22 protein-coding genes are annotated in these 24,253 nt (G+C 66.0%); 3 read left to right on the top strand and 19 right to left on the bottom strand.

All coding sequences use genetic code 11. The features are described 5' to 3' along the window. Positions 1-288 precede the first annotated feature (288 nt). From ACWKWX_RS28255 to ACWKWX_RS28290, 8 genes are all read right to left on the bottom strand, one after another. A complete protein-coding gene (locus tag ACWKWX_RS28255; protein WP_416427084.1) occupies positions 289-1,104 on the bottom strand; it encodes a YfaP family protein in 816 nt (271 codons plus the stop codon). 3 nt (positions 1,105-1,107) lie between these two features. Beyond that, the gene (locus ACWKWX_RS28260; RefSeq protein ID WP_483829499.1) at positions 1,108-2,751 is read right to left on the bottom strand and encodes a DUF2300 domain-containing protein; all 1,644 of its coding nucleotides are present in this window, start codon (positions 2,749-2,751) and stop codon (positions 1,108-1,110) included. Continuing rightward, complete coding sequence (locus tag ACWKWX_RS28265; RefSeq protein ID WP_483829500.1) at positions 2,751-7,310, bottom strand: alpha-2-macroglobulin family protein; 4,560 nt, start codon at positions 7,308-7,310, stop codon at positions 2,751-2,753. The genes ACWKWX_RS28260 and ACWKWX_RS28265 overlap by 1 nt, the downstream gene beginning before the upstream one ends. Beyond that, a complete protein-coding gene (locus ACWKWX_RS28270) occupies positions 7,307-7,948 on the bottom strand; it encodes a DUF1175 domain-containing protein (RefSeq protein WP_483829514.1) in 642 nt (213 codons plus the stop codon). The genes ACWKWX_RS28265 and ACWKWX_RS28270 overlap by 4 nt, the downstream gene beginning before the upstream one ends. Next, positions 7,933-9,645: a DUF2138 domain-containing protein gene (locus tag ACWKWX_RS28275; protein WP_416427087.1), complete on the bottom strand. Its 1,713-nt coding sequence runs from the start codon at positions 9,643-9,645 to the stop codon at positions 7,933-7,935. Before ACWKWX_RS28275 ends, ACWKWX_RS28270 begins: the two co-directional genes overlap by 16 nt. Positions 9,646-9,681: 36 nt before the next feature. Further along, positions 9,682-10,470 carry a YfaP family protein gene (locus ACWKWX_RS28280; RefSeq protein WP_416427088.1) on the bottom strand — a complete coding sequence of 263 codons (789 nt, stop codon included), beginning with the start codon at positions 10,468-10,470 and terminating at the stop codon, positions 9,682-9,684. Between the two features lie 136 nt (positions 10,471-10,606). Then, the gene (locus ACWKWX_RS28285) at positions 10,607-11,431 is read right to left on the bottom strand and encodes a TIGR03915 family putative DNA repair protein (protein ID WP_483829501.1); all 825 of its coding nucleotides are present in this window, start codon (positions 11,429-11,431) and stop codon (positions 10,607-10,609) included. Next, positions 11,428-12,648, bottom strand: coding sequence for a putative DNA modification/repair radical SAM protein (locus ACWKWX_RS28290; protein ID WP_416427090.1), 1,221 nt, complete (start codon positions 12,646-12,648; stop codon positions 11,428-11,430). Before ACWKWX_RS28290 ends, ACWKWX_RS28285 begins: the two co-directional genes overlap by 4 nt. 175 nt (positions 12,649-12,823) lie before the next feature. Here ACWKWX_RS28290 and ACWKWX_RS28295 point away from each other — a divergent pair, with 175 nt between their 5' ends. From ACWKWX_RS28295 to dxs, 3 genes are all read left to right on the top strand, one after another. After that, on the top strand, positions 12,824-13,066 hold the full coding sequence (locus ACWKWX_RS28295; protein ID WP_027982047.1) for an exodeoxyribonuclease VII small subunit: 243 nt from the start codon (positions 12,824-12,826) through the stop codon (positions 13,064-13,066). Then, the gene (locus ACWKWX_RS28300; protein ID WP_416427091.1) at positions 13,063-13,950 is read left to right on the top strand and encodes a polyprenyl synthetase family protein; all 888 of its coding nucleotides are present in this window, start codon (positions 13,063-13,065) and stop codon (positions 13,948-13,950) included. The genes ACWKWX_RS28295 and ACWKWX_RS28300 overlap by 4 nt, the downstream gene beginning before the upstream one ends. Positions 13,951-14,044: 94 nt before the next feature. Next, the gene (gene dxs, locus ACWKWX_RS28305) at positions 14,045-15,937 is read left to right on the top strand and encodes a 1-deoxy-D-xylulose-5-phosphate synthase (protein WP_483829502.1); all 1,893 of its coding nucleotides are present in this window, start codon (positions 14,045-14,047) and stop codon (positions 15,935-15,937) included. 81 nt (positions 15,938-16,018) lie between these two features. On the opposite strand, the gene ACWKWX_RS28310 is transcribed toward dxs, so the two are convergent. The 11 genes from ACWKWX_RS28310 to ribD form a co-directional block, all read right to left on the bottom strand. Then, the gene (locus tag ACWKWX_RS28310) at positions 16,019-16,795 is read right to left on the bottom strand and encodes a cobalamin-binding protein (RefSeq protein WP_483829503.1); all 777 of its coding nucleotides are present in this window, start codon (positions 16,793-16,795) and stop codon (positions 16,019-16,021) included. Further along, on the bottom strand, positions 16,795-17,214 hold the full coding sequence (locus ACWKWX_RS28315; RefSeq protein WP_473004626.1) for an MFS transporter: 420 nt from the start codon (positions 17,212-17,214) through the stop codon (positions 16,795-16,797). Before ACWKWX_RS28315 ends, ACWKWX_RS28310 begins: the two co-directional genes overlap by 1 nt. Beyond that, a complete protein-coding gene (gene ribA / locus ACWKWX_RS28320; protein ID WP_416427095.1) occupies positions 17,211-17,828 on the bottom strand; it encodes a GTP cyclohydrolase II in 618 nt (205 codons plus the stop codon). The genes ACWKWX_RS28315 and ribA overlap by 4 nt, the downstream gene beginning before the upstream one ends. 117 nt (positions 17,829-17,945) lie before the next feature. Then, complete coding sequence (locus ACWKWX_RS28325; protein WP_416427096.1) at positions 17,946-18,671, bottom strand: substrate-binding periplasmic protein; 726 nt, start codon at positions 18,669-18,671, stop codon at positions 17,946-17,948. Between the two features lie 33 nt (positions 18,672-18,704). Continuing rightward, entirely contained in the window at positions 18,705-19,214 is a 510-nt protein-coding gene (locus tag ACWKWX_RS28330) for a phosphatidylglycerophosphatase A family protein (RefSeq protein WP_416427097.1), read from the bottom strand. Further along, complete coding sequence (gene thiL / locus ACWKWX_RS28335; RefSeq protein WP_483829504.1) at positions 19,211-20,176, bottom strand: thiamine-phosphate kinase; 966 nt, start codon at positions 20,174-20,176, stop codon at positions 19,211-19,213. The genes ACWKWX_RS28330 and thiL overlap by 4 nt, the downstream gene beginning before the upstream one ends. Positions 20,177-20,194: 18 nt before the next feature. Beyond that, positions 20,195-20,695 carry a transcription antitermination factor NusB gene (nusB, locus tag ACWKWX_RS28340; protein WP_027982038.1) on the bottom strand — a complete coding sequence of 167 codons (501 nt, stop codon included), beginning with the start codon at positions 20,693-20,695 and terminating at the stop codon, positions 20,195-20,197. After that, the gene (gene ribH, locus ACWKWX_RS28345; RefSeq protein WP_008374078.1) at positions 20,692-21,168 is read right to left on the bottom strand and encodes a 6,7-dimethyl-8-ribityllumazine synthase; all 477 of its coding nucleotides are present in this window, start codon (positions 21,166-21,168) and stop codon (positions 20,692-20,694) included. Before ribH ends, nusB begins: the two co-directional genes overlap by 4 nt. A gap of 133 nt (positions 21,169-21,301) precedes the next feature. After that, the gene (gene ribBA, locus ACWKWX_RS28350; protein ID WP_027982037.1) at positions 21,302-22,393 is read right to left on the bottom strand and encodes a bifunctional 3,4-dihydroxy-2-butanone-4-phosphate synthase/GTP cyclohydrolase II; all 1,092 of its coding nucleotides are present in this window, start codon (positions 22,391-22,393) and stop codon (positions 21,302-21,304) included. Positions 22,394-22,408: 15 nt separating this feature from the next. Then, positions 22,409-23,071 (bottom strand): riboflavin synthase, encoded by a 663-nt coding sequence (locus ACWKWX_RS28355; protein WP_027982036.1) that lies wholly within the window; start codon positions 23,069-23,071, stop codon positions 22,409-22,411. Positions 23,072-23,116: 45 nt separating this feature from the next. Then, positions 23,117-24,253 carry a bifunctional diaminohydroxyphosphoribosylaminopyrimidine deaminase/5-amino-6-(5-phosphoribosylamino)uracil reductase RibD gene (gene ribD / locus ACWKWX_RS28360; protein ID WP_483829505.1) on the bottom strand — a complete coding sequence of 379 codons (1,137 nt, stop codon included), beginning with the start codon at positions 24,251-24,253 and terminating at the stop codon, positions 23,117-23,119.

The raw sequence follows: 24,253 nt of genomic DNA on the forward strand, positions 1-24,253 counted from the left end.
AGGAGTTTTCCGTTTCGGTTGCGCCGGAAGTGGGGCGAATTATAGAGAGATTTGGGGGCGGGTCAAGGGTTAATTTCACACAAATGCCATATAGATCAAAAGCATCCCTGCGGGCCAACGCGTCAGGGCCACCAGGTGCCTGTCTGGAGAGATTCATGCCTCATGGCATCGAGCGCCGCCCGCGCGGCGCATCGCGGCCAAGGCCGGCTCCTACGTTTGTTTCGGGCCAGTTATGTCAGTGGCATCTCCCGGGGGCGCTTTGGTGCATGGCACGCGGTGGGGTTGCGGTCAGGGGTAGTTGAGCTTGTGGACCAGGGTGAGTTCGCCAGGGGCGCGCATGGGGACGATGAAGGTTTCCATCTTCTCGCTTGGGGTGCCCTCCTCGGTGATGACGGTGATCTGTGCGGTGGTCAGCGGCTTGACCGCGTTCTCCTGTCCGCCTTCCTCGTCATCGTCGGCGCGGTAGCCGCCGCCGAAGTAGTTTACATATATAAGGTACTGGCCTCGCTCAGGCGCCGGCATGGCGAAGATCTCCGGGCCGTAGCCGGTGGTGACGTCAACGTCCAGCGAGCCACCGTTGGGTGCGGTGCGGTCGCCGTACCAGATGTGTGCGCCGTCCGGCGTGATGACGTGCAGGTCGAGGTCGGTGTTATCGCTGTCCCATGACAACAGGATGCGCAGCTTCGCCGGGCTGGCGCTGCCCGTGTTGAGGAACTGCACGCGACGTTTCTGCTGGCCGTCGGGGCTGCGCACTTCGATGCTGTTGGTGCCACTGGGGAACGAGAACGGTCGGTCGAAGTGCCCGTTGCCATCCAGCTTCAACGGCATGGCCACGCCATTGACGATGACCTTGCCTGGTTGGTCGGCGCTTTTCGGCATGCCCTTGATGTCGCCCATGATGCGCGCGGTGTCCGCCTGGTCCGACGGCGTGTTGACCGACGAGGCCGGGTAGTTGACGGTCTGGCGGAAGTGCTCGCCTTCGGGACTGCCACTGCGCCAGCCGCCTACCGGCGTGCTCAAGCTGACGGGGTTGTCGGCACGGGCCGCCGGTAGCGCCAGCACGGCGCCAAGGAACAGGGCGATAGTTGAGATACGCGGTGTCATGGCCTAGTCCAGGAGCAAGTGGCGGGCAAGCCCTTCAATGTAGTGTTCGTCTTGGCCGTTGGGGTGGGCTTCGAACGCAAGGTGCAGGTATTCATGAGTCAGGTCGAGCCGATCCTGCAGGGTGAGCACGCCGCGCACATAGATGCGCTGGCGCTCACGGTCCACGTACGGGCGTCCGTACCCCAGGCGGCATACGGCGAAAGTGCTGATTTCGTTGTAGCCCACTTCGCTATCCAGCGTAGGCCGCCACTGACGGCGCTGGTTCATCAGCCAGGTTTTGGCTGCGGGCAGCGTTTCGCAGGATGCCACGGGATTGTCCCAACGACTGAGGCTCGCACGGGGGTAAGCACGTTGCAGGATAGTGTCGTAGCGCAGGCCGCTATCAGCCTGCTGCACCGCCTGGGCCCAGGACAGCTTGTCCGGCCCCGGCGTGTCGGAGTGATAGGTGACCGGGCTGCCGGCCAGCACCAGGTCGCTGGTCCAGGCGACCATACGACGAGCATCTTCACTGGCCGCGCGCGGCGCTACCCGCTGGCGACTGCTGCTGTCCTCGATGCTTAGGCAGTCGCCAGTGCGCCCGGCGTTCTGCAAGAGGTAGGTACGAATCGCCACCGCCAACGCTTTTGCGGCTTCCGTTGGCTGGCTCTTCGCTTCGCGCTGTAGCACCCGGGCTACGTACTCTTCGCGATCCAGCCGGGCGACCAGCCGTGGTTCGCCATTGCCATGTTGCAGGTAGAGGTCGCCGCTGCTGTCGATGTCCAGGTCATTGCCGTTGCTGAAGACGGCACGGTAATGCCCCTGCAGCACTCCGTCAGGGGCTGGACTGCCGCTAGCGGCAAGCACGCTTTTGAGGGGGTAACGGGCAAACAGCTCAACCTCCACGCAACGCCCAGCATCCAGGGGCCAAGGCGCGGGCAGGAAGCCACCGAGCACATCGGCGTAATGGCGAAGGACCATCTGGCTGGTGCCCGGCCCCCCGCCCCACACAGGCGTGCCATCCTGCAACCACCCGGCAAAGCCACCCTGCCGCGCCTTGGCGTCGCCATCGGCCAGCCAGCTCCAGGTCTTGACCCGCAAGCGCCCACCGAGGCTGCCCACTGCCTGGCCATCGCCAGCATCGAGCACCACATCCAGCAACAACTGCCTGGCCTGCTGCTGGGCCGGCAACGCGCGCAGGCTGTCGAGCAACTGGGCGACCGGCACCCGGGTCTGCGGTTGCAGCTGGGCGATGTCGGCCAGCCAGGCGGGTGCGTTGCGCGCCTGCCAGTAGCTGCGCCATTGGGACGGGTCTATGTGCAACCGCGCGGGGGCGAAGTACAGCCCACAGGAGTGCACCAACGCCTGGTCCCGCGCGATGCTCCCGCCTGGCGTGCAGCAATAGACCTCGTCGCGATCCTGGCCTTGGCAGTCGTAGGCCGCCTCGTGCCGGTCGGTGTCCACCAGCCAGGCGTAGACAAACAGTTTCCACAGGCTGCCCAGCGGGGTCTGCAGGTCGCCGGCCAACGGCTCGCGGCTGACGAGCTGGGTACGGTTGAACTGCACCAGTTCATAGCCCTGCCCATTCAACCAGGCCAGGCGCAACGGTGCCTCTCCTGCCTGCGACATCAGCGAGCACAGGCACAGCAGCATCCCTATATAGAAGCGCATCACTTGACCGTGACCTGCCCAAGCGCCGCTTTCTTCTCTTCAGCCTTGTGCTGGGGTGCGTACAACTGGGTGTAGCGCACCGGCGGCAGATTGAACTGGCCCTTCTGCGAGAAGCGCACCAGGTGGCGGAAACGCAGCTCACCGCTGAGGCTATCCACGGCAATACCGTAGGCCAGTTGCCCCGGCTCGAAGCGCGCCTTTTCCAGCGGCGCGGCATCGACAGCGCCCTGCCCCGTCAGCTTGATACCCCAGGTGGTGCGCTCGACGTCAGCCCCCGGCGGCAGCGGCACTTCGAGCATGCCGTAGCGCAGCGGCTGGCCCTTGGTGCTGATGGTAATCTCGTCCAGGTACAGGCTGTCGCTGGCCAACGGTTTGTCGCCAACGGTTTCCAGCTTGAAGGTGAACGCTTCGTCACCCGGCACCAGCCGCAGCAGACGACGCTTGACCACCACGGGCAGGTCGTCAGGCGTGGCCTGCTTGCTGTTGTAGGTCAACAGCGCACGCACGGGCCGCTCACTGGTGCCGCTCAAGCTGAGCGCGGTCGGCACCGCCTTGCCCTGCCACTGCCAGAATGCGCTGCCGGTGGTGCCCTGCCCTGCGTGCCAGTCCGCACCGGGCGCCAGCGAGCTGCCCTTGGGCGCCTGGGCCAGGGCATTCTGCAGCCAGGTCAGCGCCAGCGCGCGCTCCAGGGTGGACTGCTGCGGCAGCAGGCGCTGCAGCAAGTCACGTGCCTGGTCGGCATTGATCGGTTTCAGCGACAGGTCGAGTGCCGCGGCGAACGGCTGGCTGCTGGTGGCCACGCGCTGGCGGGCATCCTCCAGTTGGCGAGTGAAGGTTTCAGGTTGGCTGACCTTGTTCTGCTGCGCCAGGGCGGCGGTCAGCACGCGCGCGCTGGCCAGGCCCAGGGCCGAGTCGGGCGCGCCCATGACGATGCTGTCCTCACCGTCATCGAGCAGGCTGGCATTGGCCCCCGGGCCGGCCTTGGCCAACTCGTCCATCAGGCCGCTGACCAAGGTGTTGACCGGCATCTGCATTTCCCGGGCGAACGACAGGATCAGCGCCCGTTGCAGCAGCGGCGTGGTCGCAGCCTGCTTGCCATACACGTCCATCACCCGCTGCCAGTGGTCTGGCGGCAGGCTCAGGCCCAACGCCTTGCTGGCGTGCCAGTCGGCATAGTAGGCGTAGGCCGTGAGGAAGGCGTCCGGTGCCAGGTCCTCGCCCCACCAGGTGAACGCCGCTTCCGGGCCGGCCATCTGGATCAGGCGCAGGCGGCTGTTCTGCAGGATCAGGCGCAAGCGGTCACGCACGCTGGTGTCAGCAGTCAACGATGGATAGGCGATGCTCAACGGCAACAGCTGGCTGGCCGTTTGCTCTACCCCACCCCACGGGTATTCGAGCAGGTCGTCGAGGCTGGCGCGGAACAGCGCCTGCGGGCTGTCATCCAGGCGCAGGCGCAGGTTGCTGGCATCCAGTGGCAGGGTCAGCGGGATATCCCCGGCGCTGACGTCCAGTGCCTGGGTGTGCACGGTCTGCCAACCGTCGGCGACGGTATCGATGCGCACTGCCTGGGCATCCTGGGTCTTGCCCTCCTGCTGCAGTTCAGCGCTCAAATCGGCGCTGCCGGCTTGGCCGGTGTTGCCCAAGGCGGGTAGCGGGATGTAGTTGATGCCTTTGTTGAGCGTAAGCGGCAGGCGCTGCTCCTGGCCGAAGGCGTGCACCAGCAAGTCAGCCTTCACCGGCTGCTCAGCCGCGCTGAAGGCAAACAGGCCCAGGTCGGGATGGTCGCCGGCGCGAAAACGGGTTGGCCCGCTCCATTTCAGGTACAGCGGTTTTTCCGAGCGCACGAACTGCTGCCGTTGCCCCACCTGGCCATCGTCGGCAATCGCCCGCGCGGTGATGCGCCAGCGGGTCAGCGAGTCAGGCATGCGGAAGGTGAAGCGCGCGTGGCCGTTGGCGTCGGTGACCAGTTCCGGCTGCCAGGCAGCCGTGTCGACGTCTTCGCGACGGGGTCGTTCCAGCACCTTCACGCCGCGCTCGCTGCGGTTGGCCTTGCCGGGCGCTGCCGGGCTGCCGGGCAAGGCGACGTCGTAGCTTATAAAGGACAGGCTGGCACTGGTGCGTACATTGTTGCGCCGCGGGTGGTAGAAGAACTGGTCGATGCCGGGGGCGATCTCCGGTTGCAGCGCATAGACCATTTCATCCACGACGCTGACCGTCAGGTGCGCGGGAATCGGCTTGCCAACGTACTGGGTGCCCAGGTCGACCGTCACGGTGTCGCCCGGCTGGTACTGTTCCTTGTCGGTGGCAATGGCGATGTCGATCTGCGGCGCCACCACCTTGATGCCGGCGTTCTGGAAGCTGTATTCGCCACCTTTGGTGTAGAGCACCGAGAACGTCAGGTTGGGGGCGAAGGTATCCTTCACAGGGATGTGCACGCGGTACTGGGTGGGGCTGATGGTGTCGACCTTCAGCCAGTCGCCGCCCTTGGTAAGCAACGCCGTGGCCTCGACCTTGTCGCGCTCCAGCGACAGCAGGGCATCGCTGACCGGCTCGGGGAAGGTGACCAGCGCCAGCGCTTCGTCGCCTGCCTTGTACTCGGCCTTGTCGAGAACGATCTCCACAGTGCCCGGCACGGCCTTGACGCCGTCGCCGGTCACCGAATGGCCAGTGGCGCCGAGGATGCGCTGGTGCTCGTCGACCAGGCTGAGGTTGTAGGTGCCCGGGCGGTCGAAGGCCAGGCTGAAGCCATTGTCACCCGCCGCCAGCTTGCCGCCGCCGGTAGTCTGGTCTTCCAGGCGCACCCAGGTGTAGGCCGAAGGTTTGATCGGTGTAGGCTGTTCGCTCTGGTAGCTGAAGGCAACCTTGTCGCCCACCGCGCTGAACCGCTCGGGCGCGGCAAGCTGGTACTGGGCCGCGCCACGCTCGATGAGGATTTCCTTGGTGGTCTTGACCCGGTAGGCGGCACCGTCGCTGGCGAACACGGTGAGCATGTAGCGGCTGGGCTTCTCGGCCGCAGGTAACTCAATGCTGGCGTAGCCCTTGGCGTCGGTGGTCAGTTCGGTGCTGGTCAGCTCCACCGGGAACTGGCCCAGGTACTGCAGTTCGTTTTCCACCATGGACAACTGCTGGGCCCGTAGGCTGAGGGTCAGGCGTGCGTTGGCCACCGGCTTGCCGTCGGGGTACATCAACAGCAGCTTGCCTTTCACGGGTTCGTTGGTGCGGAAGTCCTGCTTGGCCAGGTCGAGGGAAATCTCGAAGTGCGGCTTGATGTACTCGGCGACCCGGAAGGCGCTGCTGTAAGTCTGGTCGCGGTAGGTGAACCGCAGCTCGTAGCCGCCGGCGACGGCATTGTCCGGCAGTTGGAAACGGCCCTGGGTGCCGGCCTTGCCATCCAGGTTCAAGTCCATGCCTTGCAGGGTGGTGCCAGCGGCGTCGATCACGCTGACATGCACCGCCCCGGCGGCCGGCGATACCGAATCGCGAGCGTTCTTGAATTCGCGGCCAACGATTTTCATCGACACCCAATCACCCGGCCGGTACAGCGGCCGGTCGGTGAAGGCATACAGCTTGGTGTCGTAGATCTCGCTGTCGTAATAGAAGTTCTCGGAGACGAACACCCCGCCCTCGGCATCCTCGCCGATCACGTAGGAACGCTCGGGGCTGGCGTGCTTGAGCCGCAGCAGGCCATCGGCATCGGTCTCGCCACTGCTCATTACGCCCAAGCCGTCAGTCCACAGCACCTTGACCTTGGGCACCGAGTTGCCTTCGTGCTTGCGCGCGGCCCACACCAGCAGCTCATCACCGGCGATCTTGCTGACCGCAACGGTGTTGGAGACAAACACCACGGTGGTGGCGCGGTATTTACCGATTAGCGCCTCCACCAGGTACAGCCCCGGCTTCAGCTTGCCCAGCGGAATATAGACGTTGCCCGGGGCGACGCTGATGAACTCGCTGGACGAGCCAGCCAGGTCGACACCCTTGGGCGGCTGGATCGGCTTGGCCTGCCACAGCGGATAGCGGAACTGGGTGACCAGCGGCAGGCCGGGAATTGGCGCGTACTGCGGTTGGGCATCGTATTGGGTGGGCGCAGCGATCGCGTTGCCCATCTTCAGTTCCGGCACCTGGTCGGTGACTTCCTTGCGCGACTCGTAGGTGAAGGCACGCTGCATCACCCGCCGCGACTTGCGGTACCAGTTGTCCCACAGGTAGGCCAGGGTGTTGGACAGGCCCTCCCCTTTGAATTGGCCCTCGCTGGCAACCCGGTGCAGATTCTTCTGGCGCTTGAGAAACTCCAGCGGCTGGTCGATACGGTACACACGGATGTCGGCGCCGCCGTAGGGCTCCATGCGAAACCGGCGGTAGTCGCGGCCGGGGGCTTCGAGGCGGACCATGGCCTGCTCGTCGGTGGCAAAGCTGCTGTCGGCCAGCAGGAAGAAGCTTTCACCGGCCAGCGGCGCGTAGTCGCTGGCCGGCACCGAGTCGTCGGCCTGCACCAGGCCAACGGGCGCCAGCAGGCACAACAGCCAGAGGCACAGGCGCACCACCAGGGCAGCCCTCATCGGAGGAAATTGAGCCGATACACACCGATGAAATTCGGGTTGGCTGCGTCGGGTATCCATCGGGTGTCCTTCCATGTCATGAGTTGCTGCACGCTTGTCGAGCGCATGCCGTTGTCGGTGGGGGTGGTGGTGCCGGTGTGATAGGCGATGTTGCGGCCCATCCAGATCATCAGGTGCTGGTCGTCACCCTGGTCGAAGAACATCAGGTCGCCGGGACGCGCCTGATTCAGGTCGCGCCCTACCAGGTGGCTGTTGAACTGGATCAGCTTGATGGCGTTGACGTAGGGCCCGACCTTGCCGCCGCCCTGCTGCCACTGCTGCGCCAAAGCGCGCTGGGCGTCGGTGAGCGCCAGCTCGGGCGGCAGGTAGCGGTTGGACAGGCCGTTGGCGCGCAGCCACTTGTCGTCATGGACCTTCAGCGCCTCGTTGGCGGCGAAGCGCACCAGGCCGGCACAGTCCTGCTGGTACCAACGCGGGCTGGGGCCCTGGACCAGTTGTTCCTGGGCAATGCGCACGAACCAGGCGCGAAACACCTGGCTCTGCTGGGCATCCAGCCCAGGCGTGGGCGCGGCCAGCAACCGGGTGCTGAACAACAGCGCCAGCAGGGCCAGGCCGATGGTTTTCACAGGGCGCGCCATTGCAGGGGCAGCCATTGCCAATGGCCGTCGGGCTCGCTGCCCTTGGGCAGGGTCAGGGCATATTTGCCGTAGCCAGCGAGCTTCTGCAGCTTGGGCACCAGATGGGTCTGGGCGGCGTTGCGGAACACCGGCTCCATGTCCTGGGGCAGGCTGTCGAAGGTCTCCTGCTGCATCAGCTGCGCCAGGGAATCGGGGCCCAGGTAGACGGACATCAGCGCATCCTTGGGGGCGATGTCGGCCAGCGGCGCGACGTGCTTGTCCAGGGCACCCATGGCCTTCTCCACCAGCTGGTCGTCGAGGGAGAACAGCAGCGTCGAACCATGCCGTGCCAGGCTGACCTTGAAGAAGCCCTTGCCGGTGATGCTGTCAGGCTTTTCGGCATCACGGTTGCGGTACTGGCCGAAGTTGGAGCTGACCTGGCGCTGCCACTGATGCCCCTGCGGCGGCGTCTGCTCGCTGACCGGGAACTGGCCACCGGGCACCTTGCTTTCCCAGGCGCCCACCATGCCGCCGAACAGGGTGCCCAGGTTGGCGTCGAGCTTGCTGCCGTCCGCCGTGTCGAGGCCGGCGACCAGCAACGGCGTGTACAGGTGCGAGTCGGGGTACCAGCACAGGCCGGCCGCGCCGGTCATGTGCCCGGTCAGTGCCTTGGCGGTCTGCTCGTCAGCCCCCAGTTTCACCAGCAACGGCTGCTGGGCTTCGGCGGCCAGGGGCAACGCCACGCAAGCACTGGCGCCCACGGGCATGGCTTGCCAGATGGGGTTGAAGTCGAGGTCCGGGGCGTTGTCGGTCTCGTCCAAAGCCAGGTAGCTGTGCCAGCCCTTGTCGTCCATCTCCAGGCGAATGCCGGCAAACGTGGGGATAAAGCGCTGGTAGCCCATGGCAAGCACGCTGGAGTTGATCGCGATGCGCTGCTTGAGCCCGGCCTCCATGGGTTGCAGGCCAAACGCCTCGGGGAACAGCTGGTTGCCGCTGAGCAACGCCGCCAGGGCCTGGCTGGACACCGCCCCCGGGGCGACGTCGCCATTGGCGTCATGGTCATAGAGCTTGTCCGGATTGGACAGCACCACCAGCTTGTCGCCACGGGAGGCGAACAACAGCGACTTGCTGGCGTTGTAGGCCAGGCGATAGAGCGGCACTGTTTCGCCGCCCACCTTGAGCTCGCCGGCCTTGCTCAACTGCTGGTCATCCAGGGCCACGTGGGCCAGCGGTTCGAGCACCTTGGCCAGGCCACCACGGTCCATCACCAACAGGAAGTCCTTGAGCCGGCCATCGGCGCCGCGCCACAAGGCGACGTCGGCCGGCTGGTCGAACAGGGCCTCGATAAGGTTGTCCTGCAGCTTAAGGTCATGCTCGTAGATGATGCGCCGCAGGCTGCCGATCAAGCCCAGGCGGTCGCCATGGGTCTCGTAATAGAAGACGAAGTCCTCGGTCAGTGTTTCGCGCAGGAACGGCACGCTGAGCAGGTCGCGGGGCAACTGGCTGAGCGAGCGGGTTTCCAGCAGCGCGTCCGGGCGGCTGAGGCCGAACTGGTCCATGGCCAGCGCCATGGCCGGCAGCTTGGGCTTGTGCAGGTACCAGCCCAGGCCGCCCGCGACGGCGGCCACCAGGCACAGGCCGACGGCAAGCAACAGGTTGCGGCGCTTGCCGGTGGAGGGTGCCGGGGTGGCGGCTGGTACAGCTGTCGTTTCGCTCATGTTCGCAAAGCCCGATTCATCCATGCGGTGCAGGGTTCAATAAGTGAAGGTCTTGACCAGCAGCAGGTCGCCGATGGCACGCAAGGGCACGATGAAGCTCTCGCGCTTTTCGTTGACGGTGTTTTCGTTGAGCACCAGGTTGATCTCCGAGGTGATGACCTCGTTCTGGTTGGCGTGCTCCTCAAAGTTATAGCCACCATTACTGTAGTTGCCCCAGTAGTTGACGTAGACCAGATAGGTGCCGTGCATCGGCGCGGTCATGGTGAACATTTCCGGCCCCGGGCCGTCGACGCTGTCGGTGTCCAGGCCACCACCGTTGCTGAGCACCGGGTTGGCGTAGAAGGCATGCTGGCCGTCGGGGGTGATGATGTGCAGGTCGAGCTCGGCCTTGGGGTCGTCCCAGGCCAGGAAGATGCGAATGCGTGCTGGAGTGCGCTGGTCGTTGGCTTCGTAGAATTGCACGCGCTTGAGCGACTTGCCTTCGCTGCTGCGTACCTCGACGCTGTTGGAACCGGCGCCGAAGGCGTAGGGCCGGGCGAAGCGACCATCGTCGTCGGTGTACAGGCTCAGGGCGTTGCCATTCACCGCCAGCGTGTGAGGCTGGCGCTGCGCCGAGGTGGCCTTGATCTGGCCCTCGATCATGCTGCGGTTGCGCTGGATGCCACGGTCGATGGGCGGCGTGGGATACGCCACGCGCGGGTTCTCGGTGCGGTCGAGCAGGCCGAAGTAACGCCAGCCTCCCGTGGGGCCATCAAGCGTGGCCGAGGTGTCAGCCAGGGTGGCGGACGCCCAGAACACGGCGCTCAGCCCGATAAGAAATCGCATGTGTGCTTCCTGCAATGCGTGGTGGTGGGTGTCAGGTCCGGCGACACTTTTTATGGCCCGTTTTCAGGGCGCGCGAAGAGTAGCGGCTCGCCCCTGGTTTAACAATCGGCCACAGCGTGGAAATGTCGACCAGTGCTCACCGGCCTGGCAGTATCCGCTTGCCCTGGCGGCTGCCGATGGCACTGGCCTGCCCGTCCCGCTGCTTGCCGGTACGCGCCTCGCTGATCAGCCCTGGTATCAATACCCCTTCAGGCAAGTGCTTCCAGAACCGGCTGGGCAGGTGCCCCTGCATGGCGCGGGTGTTGAGCCGCGCCGGGTTGAAGATGTGGCTGTAATAGGTCAGCCACAACTCACCGTGGGGGTCTTCCACCTGCTGCGCCAGCTGTTGCCAGGCTGGCGGGCACTGGCGCTGGTAATGCAAAGCCTCTCCATCGTAGTACACGCCGTCGCGCGGCGTGGCGATCAACCAGCGGTGGCGCCCCATGCGGCCGATGAAGTGCGCGCTGGCGCTTTCCAGGATGTCATGGGCCGGCTCGTGCCACGCCACGTATTCGGGTTGGCCGGCATTCTCGGTTGCAGCGGGCAGCGCCACGAAGCGCACGAAGGCATGCAGGTGATGCGCTTCGCGCGAGACCTGCTTGATGCGCCGGTGCAACTCACTGCCCAGCCTGTCCCCCGGCAGCATGGCCGTGCGGTCGCCATGGCTGACCCGCCACAACACCTCGTACAACAGGCTCCAGCGCTGCTCGCCACGGTAGCGCGCGGCGGTTTCCAACTGTTCGGCCAGGGCCAGCGGCACCCGCGCCTGGAATGGGCCGGGCGATGCCGGCAGCTCCCGATCAGAGGCAAACAGGTCCGCGACCTCCCAGCTGACCTCGCTGGGGTCTACCTGATGGCTCAGCAGCCAGCGCGCCTGCTGGCGCCAGGTGGCGAACAGGTCGTCGCAGTCGAGGGTGATCATCCCCACAACCCCATCTGCTGCGGCGCCGGCCGGTCGCGCAGTTGTTCGCGCAGGGCCAGGCTGCTGCTTTCCGCCTGGTGCGGGTGGTAGTCACTGGTGATCAGGAACGGCTTGGCCTTGGCCAGCACGCAGCGCAGGCGCGTCAGGTCTTCATAGCGAATGCGCCGTTGCCGGCGAAGCTCCACCAGCCGCTGGGTGGTGCGAATGCCGATGCCGGGAATGCGCGCGATCAGCGCAGGCTCTGCGCGGTTGAGGTCCAGCGGGAACACATCGCGGTGCTCCAGCGCCCAGGCCAGCTTGGGGTCGATGTCCAGCGCCAGGTGGCCCGGCCCCTGGAACAGTTCCCCGGCCTTGAAGCCGTAGCCGCGCAGGAGGAAGTCGGCCTGGTACAGGCGGTGCTCGCGCATCAGTGGCGGCGCCGCCAGCGGCACGCTCTTGGGGCTGTTGGGGATGGGGCTGAACGCGGAGTAGTAGACGCGCTTGAGCTTGAAGTTGCCGTACAGGCTTTCGGCACTGTGCAGGATGGTGCTGTCGTCGGTGTCGTCGGCGCCGACGATCATCTGCGTGCTCTGCCCTGCCGGCGCGAAGCTGGGCGCCTTGGGCTCGTTGGCCACGGCTTCGCGGCCCACGTGGATGGTATTCATGGCCTGGCGAATGGAGACCACCTGTTTCTCCGGCGCCAGGGTCTGCAGGCTGGCGTCGGTAGGCAGTTCGATATTGACGCTGAGGCGGTCGGCGTAGCGCCCGGCCTCCTCGATCAGCAGCGGGTCGGCCTCGGGAATGGTCTTGAGGTGGATGTAGCCACGGAACTGGTGCTCCTCGCGCAGCAGCTTGGCCACGCGGATCAGCTGTTCCATGGTGTAGTCCGCCGAACGGATGATGCCCGAGCTCAGGAACAGCCCGCTGATGCAATTGCGTTTGTAGAAGTCCAGGGTCAGGGTCACCACCTCCTCCGGCGTGAAGCGTGCGCGGGGCACGTCGCTGGAGCGGCGGTTGACGCAATACTGGCAGTCGAACAGGCAGAAGTTGGTCAGCAGGATTTTCAGCAGCGACACGCAGCGGCCATCGGGCGTGTAGCTGTGGCAGATGCCCATGCCGTCGGTGGCGCCCAGCCCGGCCTTGCCTTCGGAGCTGCGCTTGGGCGCAGCGCTGCTGGCGCAGGACGCGTCATACTTGGCGGCGTCGGCGAGGATGCTGAGTTTCTCGATCAGCTGCATGGGGCTTTTTCTCTGCACTGGTTTTATATACAGTAAAACGAGAGCCGCCTGTTCACAAGCCCGTTGCGACAGCCGGGTAAAGGGAAACGCAACAGTGTTTTGCACCCGCTGATTTGCCCATGCCGCCCGGCTCTGCTAGTGTCGCGCGGTTTCAACTCCTGTCGAGAGAGCCGCCATGGCCCGTAAGAAAGCTTCCGTGGATTTCGAGCAATCGCTGGCCGATCTGCAAACGCTGGTCGAACGCCTGGAAACCGGCGAATTGTCGCTGGAAGATTCCCTGGCCGCCTTCGAGCAAGGCATCGGCCTGACCCGCGACTGCCAGGCCGCCCTGGCCCAGGCCGAGCAGAAGGTGCAGATCCTGCTGGAGCGCGACGGCGAGCTGACGCAAGAGCCCTTTGATGCGGAACAACCCGAATGATCAGCACTTACCAGGCCAGCTGCCAGGCGCGCGTCGATAGCGCCCTGAACAGCCTGTTCGATGCCCCCGTGCCCGAGATGGCGCGCCTCTACCAAGCCATGCGCTACAGCGTGATGAACGGCGGCAAGCGCGTGCGCCCGCTGCTGGTGTACGCCGCCTGCGAAGCGCTGGGCGCACCGGCCGAACAGGCTAACGGTGCGGCCTGCGCGGTGGAGCTGATTCACGCCTACTCGCTGGTGCACGACGACCTGCCGGCCATGGACGACGACGACCTGCGCCGCGGCCAGCCCACCACCCACAAGGCCTTCGACGAAGCCTGCGCGATCCTGGCCGGCGACGGCTTGCAGAGCCTGGCCTTCGAAGCCCTGCTGGACGAGCGCCTGAGCCCACAGGGTGAAGCCGTGCGCCTGCAGATGGCCATGGCCCTGGCCCAGGCCGCAGGCCCCGGCGGCATGGTCGGTGGCCAGGCCATCGACCTCGGCTCGGTAGGCAAGAAGCTCGACCAGGGCGCGCTGGAGCTGATGCACCGGCACAAGACCGGCGCGTTGATCGAAGCCAGCGTGCAGCTGGGCGCCCTGGCCAGTGGCCGCGCCAACCCGGCGCAGCGCCAGGCGCTGAAGACTTATGCACAGGCAATCGGCCTGGCGTTCCAGGTCCAGGACGATATCCTCGACGTGGAAAGCGACACCGCCACCCTGGGCAAGCGCCAGGGCGCCGACATCGCCCGCGACAAACCGACCTACCCGGCCCTGCTGGGCCTGGGCATGGCCAAGGCTTATGCGCTGCAGTTGCGCGACCAGGCCCTGGAGGCTTTGCAGCCATTCGACGAGGCGGCCGAGCCGCTGCGCGAACTGGCCCGCTACATTGTCGAACGTCGCAGTTGAACAGCGGCGCTGACTCCCCGACGCGTCATCGCGTGGGCAGTCGGCGCTGCATAGGTTAAACTGCCGCCACTTCATATTTATAACGATTCGCCTGATGCCCACGACGTTTCAAGAGATTCCCCGCGAACGCCCGCTGACGCCCCTGCTGGACCGTGCCGACACGCCGGCAGGCCTGCGCCGACTGGGTGAAGCCGAGCTGGAAACCCTGGCCGATGAATTGCGCCAGGAGTTGCTCTATACCGTTGGCCAGACCGGCGGGCACTTCGGTGCCGGCCTGGGCGTCATCGAACTGACGATTGCGTTGCATTACGTCTTCGACACGCCGGACGACCGCCTGGTGTGGGACGTGGGCCACCAGGCCTACCCGCACAAGATTCTGACCGGGCGCCGCGAGCGCATGGCCAGCCTGCGCCAGAAAGACGGCCTGGCCGCCTTCCCGCGGCGCAGCGAGAGCGAGTACGACACCTTTGGCGTCGGCCACTCCAGCACCTCGATCAGTGCCGCCCTGGGCATGGCCATCGCCGCGCGCCTGCAGAACAGCGGGCGCAAGGCCATTGCCGTGATCGGCGATGGCGCGCTGACCGCCGGCATGGCCTTCGAGGCGCTGAACCATGCGCCCGAGGTGAACGCCGACATGCTGGTGATCCTCAACGACAACGACATGTCGATCTCGCGCAACGTCGGCGGCCTGTCCAATTACCTGGCCAAGATTCTCTCCAGCCGTACCTACGCGAGCATGCGCGAAGGCAGCAAGAAAGTGCTGTCGCGCCTGCCCGGCGCCTGGGAGATCGCCCGTCGTACCGAAGAGTACGCCAAGGGCATGCTGGTACCCGGCACCCTGTTCGAGGAGCTGGGCTGGAACTACATCGGCCCCATCGACGGCCACGACCTGCCCACCCTGGTCGCCACGCTGCGCAACATGCGTGACCTCAAGGGCCCGCAGTTCCTGCACGTGGTCACCAAGAAGGGCAAGGGCTTCGCGCCGGCCGAGGTCGACCCGATCGGCTACCACGCCATCACCAAGCTGGAACCGCTGAACGCGCCTGTCGCGCCGAAAAAACCCACGGGGCCGAAGTACTCCGCGGTGTTCGGCCAGTGGCTGTGCGACATGGCGGCGGCCGACCAACGCCTGGTGGGCATCACCCCGGCGATGAAGGAAGGCTCGGACCTGGTCGATTTCAGCGAGCGTTACCCCGAGCGCTATTTCGACGTGGCCATCGCCGAGCAACACGCGGTGACCCTGGCCGCGGGCATGGCCTGCGAAGGCGCCAAGCCGGTGGTGGCGATCTACTCCACCTTCCTGCAGCGTGCCTACGACCAGCTGATCCATGACGTGGCGGTGCAGAACCTCGACGTGCTGTTCGCCATCGACCGTGCCGGCCTGGTGGGCGAAGACGGCCCGACCCACGCCGGCAGCTTCGACCTGTCGTACCTGCGCTGCATCCCGGGGATGGTGATCATGACCCCGAGCGACGAGAACGAACTGCGCAAGATGCTCACCACCGGCCACCTGTACCAAGGTCCGGCGGCCGTGCGCTACCCACGTGGCACCGGCCCGAACGCGACCATCGAGGCGGGCCTTGAACCGCTGGAAATCGGCAAGGGCGTGGTTCGCCGCGAAGGCAGCAAGACCGCCTTGCTGGTGTTCGGCGTGCAACTGGCCGAGGCCCTGAAGGTGGCCGAGAAGCTGGACGCCACCGTGGTCGACATGCGCTTCGTGAAGCCGCTGGATGAAGCGCTGGTGCGCAACATCGCGGCGCGCCACGAGCTGCTGGTCACCCTCGAGGAAAACAGCATCATGGGCGGCGCCGGTGCTGCGGTGGGTGAATTCCTGGCCGCCGAAAACCTGCTCAAGCCGATGCTGCACCTGGGCTTGCCGGATATGTACGTGGAGCACGCCAAGCCGGCGCAGATGCTGGCAGAATGCGGGCTGGACGAGGCCGGCATCGAAGCGGCGATCGTCAAGCGCCTGGCCGCCCTGGGTTAATCCCAGCCCGTAGCAGCTGCCGCCAGGCGGCGTCCGGCCCCACCTCCGATTGTGGGCCCGGACGCCGCCTGGCGGCAGCTGCTACGGTGAGTTCATGCGTTCGCAGAGGCGTGCCAGCGCCTCCACCATCTGCCCACTGGGGCGCTCCACTCCCGGATCCCCCACCACCACCCTGCCCTTGACCGGCCACTTGCGCCAGGCATCGGCCTGGGCTTGATTGGGCACCACGATTACCTGCGGGTCCCGCTGTAGCACCGCCTCCAGGCTTACCTGGGGTGCCGGCAACGCCAGGTCGTCGAACACATTGCGCCCACCACAGACACTCAAGCCATCACTGATGATCTGCCCGCCGCCCACGGTGGACAGCGGCGCATCCCACACCTGATAGAACACCCGCAACGGCACGCTGCGCCGGTAGCGTTCGCGCAACGCCGCCACGCGCAGGCGGAAGGCATCGGCCAACTGGCGGCCGCGTTCGGCCTGGCCCAGGGGCACGGCAATCTGTGCAAGCTCGGTGGCCAGGTCCTCCAGGGAATGGGGTTCGGCGGTCATCAGCTGAATGCCCAGGCGCCGCAGCTGCTCGCGCTGGGCGGGGCCGACGCTGCCTGGCCACAGCAGGATCAGGTCAGGCTTGAGCGCCAGCAGCTGCTCCATGTCCAACTGCCCGTAATGCCCCACTGACTGCAGGTGTTCAAGCCCGGGGGGCCGCGGCCCGGCGTCCAGTACGCCGACCAGACGGCCTTGGCCACCGACTTCCACGGCAATTTCAGTCAAGGATGGCGCCAGGCTGACTACCCGCTGCGCCGCGCCGGCCTGGGCACATAGCACCAGCAGCAGGCAGGCGAGCAGTTGGCGCATCAGCCCAGCTGGCGCGGAATGCGGTAGAGGCAGAGCAACAGCACGCTGGACAGCGCCAGCAGGCACAATGGCAGCGCTTCCAGCCCGAACAGCACCGCCAAAGCGGCAATCCAGGCGGGCAGGCCAGCGAACAGGAACGCCATGCGCCGGGTGGCAGCCAGGGCGATCCAGGCCGCGGGTTCCTGGGCGGTGTCGAGGGCTTGCTGGGTAGCGATCAGCCTGCGCTTGTAGGCGCCGAAGCGTGGCAGGCTGAGGAACATCGAAGCGATGCCGGCGATGAACATGGGCATCGCCAACACAGGCATGAGGTCGTCACTCTGGCCAAAGGCCCAGCTCATGACGAACAAGGGCAGCAGGGTCAGCGCCAGCTGCTGCCACCAGGCTACCGCCAAACGGCGGCGCACCTGCGAACGGGTCACGCCCGATCGGCCTCGCTTTGGTGTTCATTGCCCATCATGTGCCCCAGCTTGCCGGCCTTGGTGGCCAGGTAGTGCTTGTTGTGCGGGTTGTGGCCGGTGTGCAGCGGCACGCGCTCGGCGACCACGATGTTCATGTTGGTCAGCGCCTTGACCTTGCGCGGGTTGTTGGTCATCAGGCGCAGCGATTTCACGCCCAGGTGCTCCAGCATTGGCTGGCACATGGCGTAGTCGCGCTGGTCGGCGGCAAAGCCCAGGCGCTCGTTGGCTTCGACGGTGTCGGCGCCACCATCCTGCAGCTCATAGGCACGGATCTTGTTCAGCAGGCCAATGCCGCGGCCTTCCTGACGCAGGTACAGCAGCACGCCACGGCCTTCACGGGCGATGGCTTGCAGGGCGGCTTCGAGCTGCGAACCGCAGTCGCAACGCTGGCTGAACAGGGCATCGCCGGTCAGGCACTCGGAGTGCAGGCGGCCCAGCACGGGTTCGCCATCGGCGACATCGCCCAGGCTCAGCACGACGTGCTCGCGGCCGGTGGCCTCATCGAGGAAACCGTGCATGGTGAATTGCGCAAAAGGCGTTGGCAGCTTGGAAGCGGCGACGAAAACGACGGGCACCGGGTGCTCCTATCAAATATCTGACATGAATATTGACCAAGGTCTGCATTGTAACAGCAGCTTACTGACGACGCTTAGGCTGAATTTCGCAGCATAAAGATCAGGAAGTTTGATCGCTTATGGCGTAAAGGGATAAGGCTGCTGCCAACGGTCGAACAGCGGGCGCAGTTCGCCGCTGGGCACCAGTTGGTCCATGCGCCGGTCGAACAGCGCCAGCAGCGCCCGCCCGTTGGGGGTGTCGGCAAAGCCGAGGAACAGCGGCAGTTCGGCGATGTGGGTGAGCTTGAAGCGCCCCGGCTGGTCGGCCTGCTTGAGCACGCCGAGGATTTCGGTCTGGGCGTCGATGTAATAGTCGGCACGATCGTGGAGCAGCATCGGCAGGATGCCGGTACGGCGCTGCACTTCATTGAACTGGTGGATGCCGGGCAGGTAGCGCTCGAAGCCGTAGCCACGCACCCAGGCCAGGCGGAAGTGGCCGATCGTGTTCAGGGTAGGCGCCGGCTTGTCGGCCAGGCCCAGGGCATAGATGTGATCGGTGTCGTAATGCCAGCGGGGGTAAAGGGTGTTGGCGATTTCGTCGTGATAGGAGCCGACCCAGGCATCGGCTTCACCGCGTTGCACCAGGCCGACCGAGCGCATGTAGGGCGTGCTGCGGGTTTCCAGCTTGACGCCCGCCGGCTCGAACACCTTGCGCAGGATGTCCCAGGCCAGGCCGCTGCCGTCGGCGTTGGTGTAGTCGCTCCACTCCTCGCTGGCCACCTGGATGTGCGCCGGCAGCGGCTCGGCGACTGCCGCCGTGCAGAGGGCCAGCAGGCCGAACACCATCAGCATCCTTGCGATCATGAGCCGCCTCCTGTCGTCGTGCCCTACCCAGCCTTAAACGAAGTGCCACCCCCACACCACCACCTGCATCGCCAGCCAGGCGAACACGCCGGCCAGCACGTCATCGAGCATGATCCCGACGCCGCCATGCACATGCCGGTCGATCCAGCGGATCGGCCATGGCTTGAGTATGTCGAAGAAACGGAACATCAGGAACCCGACCAGTATCCATTCCCAGCCATCGGGCACCAGCCACAGGGTTATCCACATGCCGACCATTTCGTCCCAGACGATGCCTTCGTGGTCGTGCACGCCCAGGTCGTTGGCGACCTTGCCGCACAGCCAGAAGCCGAACAGCATGGTCACGCCCAGCATCAGCCAGTAACCCCAGTCGGGCAGCATCTGCCACAACGGGATGAATGGGATGGCGACCAGCGAGCCCCAGGTGCCCGGCGCCTTGGGCAGGGTGCCGGAGCCGAAGCCGAATGCCAGGAAGTGCCAGGGGTTGCGCCAGACGGACGGCGGCACGTTCTCTGCCGGTACCTGGTTGGGGTGGTCTGTCACGGTGTCTCCCGAAAATGTTGATAACCCCGAACAGCCGGGGTGATGTCGCAGCCCTTGCCATCGTGCAGGCTGACGCCCTGGCCTTCGCGGACCTGGCCCAGCACGTGGATCGGCCAGCCTTCGGCACGAAGGCCGGGCAGGTGCGCCGCAGGCAGGCTGAACACCAGCACGTAGTCGTCGCCACCGGTAAGGGCAGCGGTTTGAGCCGCGTCCCGGCCCAGCAGGCCGACCAGTGCATTCGACAGCGGCAAGGCGTCCAGTTCAAGCGCCAGGGCCACGCCGGACGCCGACGCGATATGCCCGCAATCGGCCAGGAGGCCGTCGGAAATATCCATGGCGGCCGTAGCCCTGCCGCGCAACGCCTGGCCCAGGCCGAACTGCGGTGGTGGCGACCAGTAATGCGCCAGCAGTGGCTCGGCAATGGCCGCGTCGGCCTGCGCCTGCCCCAGCACCAGCGGCAAGGCGCCAGCGGCATCCCCCAGCACGCCGCCCACGCACAGCAGGTCGCCAGCACGTGCGCCCGAGCGCAGCAGCGCCTGGCCGGCAGGCACGCTGCCGAACACGGTCATGGTCAGGCTCAGCGGCCCGCGGGTGGTGTCGCCGCCGATCAGGCTCAGGCGGCACTGCGTGGCCATGCGGTTCAGGCCTTCGGCAAACGCCTGCAGCCAGCCTTCGGCCACCGAGGGCAAGGTCAGCGCAAGGGTAAAGCCTATGGGGTCGGCGCCCATGGCCGCCAGGTCACTGGCCGCCACCGCCAGCGCGCGCTGGCCGAGCAGGAAGGGGTCGGCGGCGTCAGGGAAATGCACCCCCGCCACCAGGGTATCGGTCGACACGGCCAACTGCTGGCCGGCTGGCAGGGCCAGCAGGGCGCAGTCATCACCGATGCCGAGCGCCACCCCGTCGCCGGCCTGCGCACAGGGCGCGGCGGCGAAGTAGTGTCGTATCAGCTCAAACTCGCCCATGGTATGCAAGCGCGTGGATCAGCGCTTGAATGCCTTCACTTCGGCGGCACGCACGTTCGGCGCAACCTTGTCGAGCACGCCGTTGACGAACTTGTGGCCGTCGGTGGAACCGAACACCTTGGCCAGCTCGATACCTTCGTTGATCACCACGCGGTACGGCACGTCGACGCGCTTGAGCAGTTCCCAGGTGGACAGGCGCAGCACGGCCAGTTCCACAGGGTCCAGCTCTTCCAGGGCCAGGTCCATGCACGGCTTGAGCACGGCATCGATCTCGGTCTTGCTGGCCGGCACGCCGTGGAGGATCTCGCGGAAGTAGGCACCGTCGACGTCAGTGAAGTCGTTGTCGACCCGGAACTGCGCTTCGATCTCGTTCAGCGAGTGGCTAGCCATGTGCCATTGGTACAGGGCTTGGGTGGCCAGCTTGCGGGCTTCGCGACGCTTCATGCTCTTGGAAGGTTTGCCAGCATCCGCAGGTTTTGGATCGCGCGGGTTGAAACGATCGCTTTCGTCGGAAATCACTTGGCCTCCAACTGCGACAGCAGGCTAACCATTTCCAGGGCGGACAGGGCAGCTTCGGCGCCCTTGTTGCCAGCCTTGGTGCCGGAACGCTCGATGGCCTGTTCGATGGAGTCGACGGTCAGCACGCCAAAGGCGACCGGCACACCGAATTCCATGGAAACCTGGGACAGGCCCTTGGTGCATTCACCGGCCACGTATTCGAAGTGCGGAGTGCCGCCACGAATGACCGCGCCCAGCGCGATGATCGCGTCGTACTCGCCCTGCTGGGCGACTTTCTGCGCCACCAGCGGGATTTCGAAGGCGCCAGGGGCGCGGATGATGGTGATGTCGCTTTCGCTGATACCGTGGCGAACCAGGGCGTCGACGGCGCCGCTGACCAGGCTTTCGACGACGAAGCTGTTGAATCGGCCAACCACCAGGGCATAGCGACCTTTGGGGGCGATGAAGGTACCTTCGATGGTCTTCAGGGTCATTCGGGTGTGTCTCGTCTTAAAGAGCAGGGGCGCCAGCGGCGCCCCATGGGGGTAATGGGCCACGAACAAGAACGTGCGGGGTCACTGAAAACCATAGCGCTGGCCTGGCAATCTGGCGACCCTGGAACCGTGTTTATTCGGAGGGCACGTATTCTACTACTTCCAGGTCGAATCCGGATATCGCATTGAACTTCATTGGCGAACTCATCAGGCGCATTTTGCGCACGCCCAGGTCGCGAAGGATCTGCGAACCGGCACCGACGATGCTGTAGGTGGTCGGTTTTTTCACCGGCGCACTCTCCGCGGTCTCGCGGATATGCGCCAGCAGCACGTCGCCGTCCACCGGGTTGCCGAGTAGCAGCACCACGCCGCTGCCCGCCTCGGAAACCGCGCTCATGGCGGCCCGCAGGCTCCAGCGGCCGGGCTGCTTGACCATCAGCAGGTCGCGCAGCGGGTCCATGTTGTGCACCCGTACCAGGGTCGGTTCCTCGGCGCAGATGGTGCCCAGGGTCAGCGCCATGTGCACGTCGCCTTCCACCGCGTCGCGGTAGGTCACCAGGTTGAACTGGCCCAGTTCGCTGTCCAGCGGCTGCTCGGCAATCCGCTGAACGGTACGTTCGTGGATCATGCGGTAGTGGATCAGGTCGGCGATGGTGCCGATCTTGATGTTGTGTTCGGCAGCGAAGGTTTCCAGTTCCGCACGGCGGGACATGGTGCCGTCGTCGTTCATCACTTCGCAGATCACGCCGCTGGGCTCAAACCCCGCCATGCGCGCCAGGTCGCAGGCAGCTTCGGTGTGCCCGGCACGGGCCAGGGTGCCACCGGCCTGGGCCATCAGCGGGAAGATGTGGCCAGGGCTGACGATGTCCTCGGCCTTGGCGTCCTTGGCAGCGGCAGCCTGCACGGTGCGCGCGCGGTCGGCGGCAGAGATGCCGGTGGTCACGCCTTCGGCGGCCTCGATGGACACGGTGAACTTGGTGCCGAAGCCCGAGCCGTTGCGTGGCGCCATCAGCGGCAGCTTCAGCAGCTCGCAGCGCTCGCGGGTCATGGGCATGCAGATCAGGCCGCGGGCGTGCTTGGCCATGAAGTTGATGTGTTCGGCCTGGCAGCATTCGGCGGCCATGATCAGGTCGCCTTCGTTCTCGCGGTCTTCGTCATCCATCAGGATGACCATCTTGCCCTGGCGGATGTCTTCCACCAGTTCTTCGATTGTGTTGAGCGCCACGCGGCACCCCCTATATCAGGACTTGAGGTAGCCGTTGGCGGCCAGGAAGCTCTCGGTGATGCCACCGGCAGACGGCTCGGCGGCCTTGTCACCCAGCAGCAGGCGCTCCAGGTAACGGGCCAGCAGGTCCACTTCCAGGTTGACCTTACGGCCGGCACGGTAGTCGGCCATGATGGTTTCGGCCAGGGTGTGCGGGACGATGGTCAGCTCGAACTCGGCGCCGTCCACGGCGTTCACGGTCAGGCTGGTGCCGTCGACGGTGATCGAGCCCTTGTGGGCGATGTACTTGGCCAGCTCCTTCGGTGCGCGCACGCGGAACTGGATGGCACGGGCGTTTTCCTCGCGGGAAACGATTTCGCCGACACCGTCGACGTGGCCGCTGACCAGGTGGCCGCCCAGGCGCGAGCTTGGGGTCAGGGCCTTTTCCAGGTTCACCCGGCTGCCAGCCTTGAGTTCGTGGAAGGCGGTGCAGTCCAGGGTCTCGCGGCTGACGTCGGCCCAGAAGCCGTCGCCCGGCAGTTCCACGGCGGTCAGGCACACGCCGTTGACCGCGATGCTGTCGCCCAGCTTGACGTCGGCAAGGTCCAGCTTGCCGGTTTCTACGTAAACGCGCACGTCACCGCCCTTGGGGGTCAACGAACGGATGCTGCCGATGGATTCGATAATGCCGGTGAACATGGATCCTCCTACGGAACCGGGCCTGCGCTGGGCGCGAGGCGCAAATTATACGCTTGCCGCCGGGGCAGGTATTGCGATGACTCGCCAGTCATCCCCCACTGCGCGCATTTCAATGATTTTCAGCCGGGGCGCCTCGCTCATGCGCGCCAACGGCCAGTCCAGCAACGGCCGCGCGCTGGAGCCGAGGAACTGGCCAGCGACGAACAACTGGAACTCGTCCACCAACCCCTGGCGGGCGAAGGCGCCAGCCAGGGTGGGGCCGGCTTCCACGAGAATTTCGCTGGCGCCACGGGCGGCCAGCAGCGTCAGCAACTGCGCCAGGTCGACGTGGCCGTCGACGGCGCCCACCAGCAACAGTTCATGGCCGTGCTGCTGGTACACGCTGGCGTCCGCGCCTTCGGCATAGCTGACCACCAACGCCGGGCCGGCCTGGAAGAACGGTGCATCCAGCGGCACCCGCAGGCGGCCGTCGATCAGCACGCGCAGCGGCGGGCGGCTGAGCGCCAGCGCCGTGGTCTCGGCGTCCAGGCCCAACTGTTCGGCACGCACGGTCATGCGCGCGCCATCGGCCAGCACGCTGTCGGCGCCGGTCAGTACGATGCTCGAACGCGCACGCAGGCGCTGCACCGCCGAGCGGGCCGCCGGGCCGGTAATCCATTGGCTCTCGCCGCTGGCCATGGCCGTGCGCCCGTCCAGGCTCATGGCCAGCTTGACCCGCACGAAGGGCACGCCGTGCTCCATGCGCTTGAGGAAGCCAGGGTTCAGGGCCCGGGATTCAGCCTCCAGCACACCGCTAAGCACCTCGATGCCGACATCAGCCAGGCGCTTCAGGCCACGGCCTGCGACTTCCGGGTTGGGGTCCTGCATGGCCGCCACCACCCGCGCCAGCCCGGCATTCACCAGGGCCTCGGCGCACGGCGGGGTGCGGCCATGGTGGCTGCACGGCTCAAGGGTAACGTAGGCGGTGGCGCCACGCGCCAGCTCGCCAGCCTGGCGCAGGGCATGCACCTCGGCGTGGGGCTCGCCGGCGCGCACGTGCCAGCCCTCGCCCACTACCTGGCCATCACGGACGATCACGCAGCCTACCCGCGGGTTGGGGTGCGTGGTGTACAGGCCGCGGCGCGCCAGTTCGATGGCGCGGGCCATGTAATGGGCGTCGAGGACGGCTTGCTCGCTGGGCAT

Source organism: Pseudomonas imperatae, assembly GCF_057128625.1.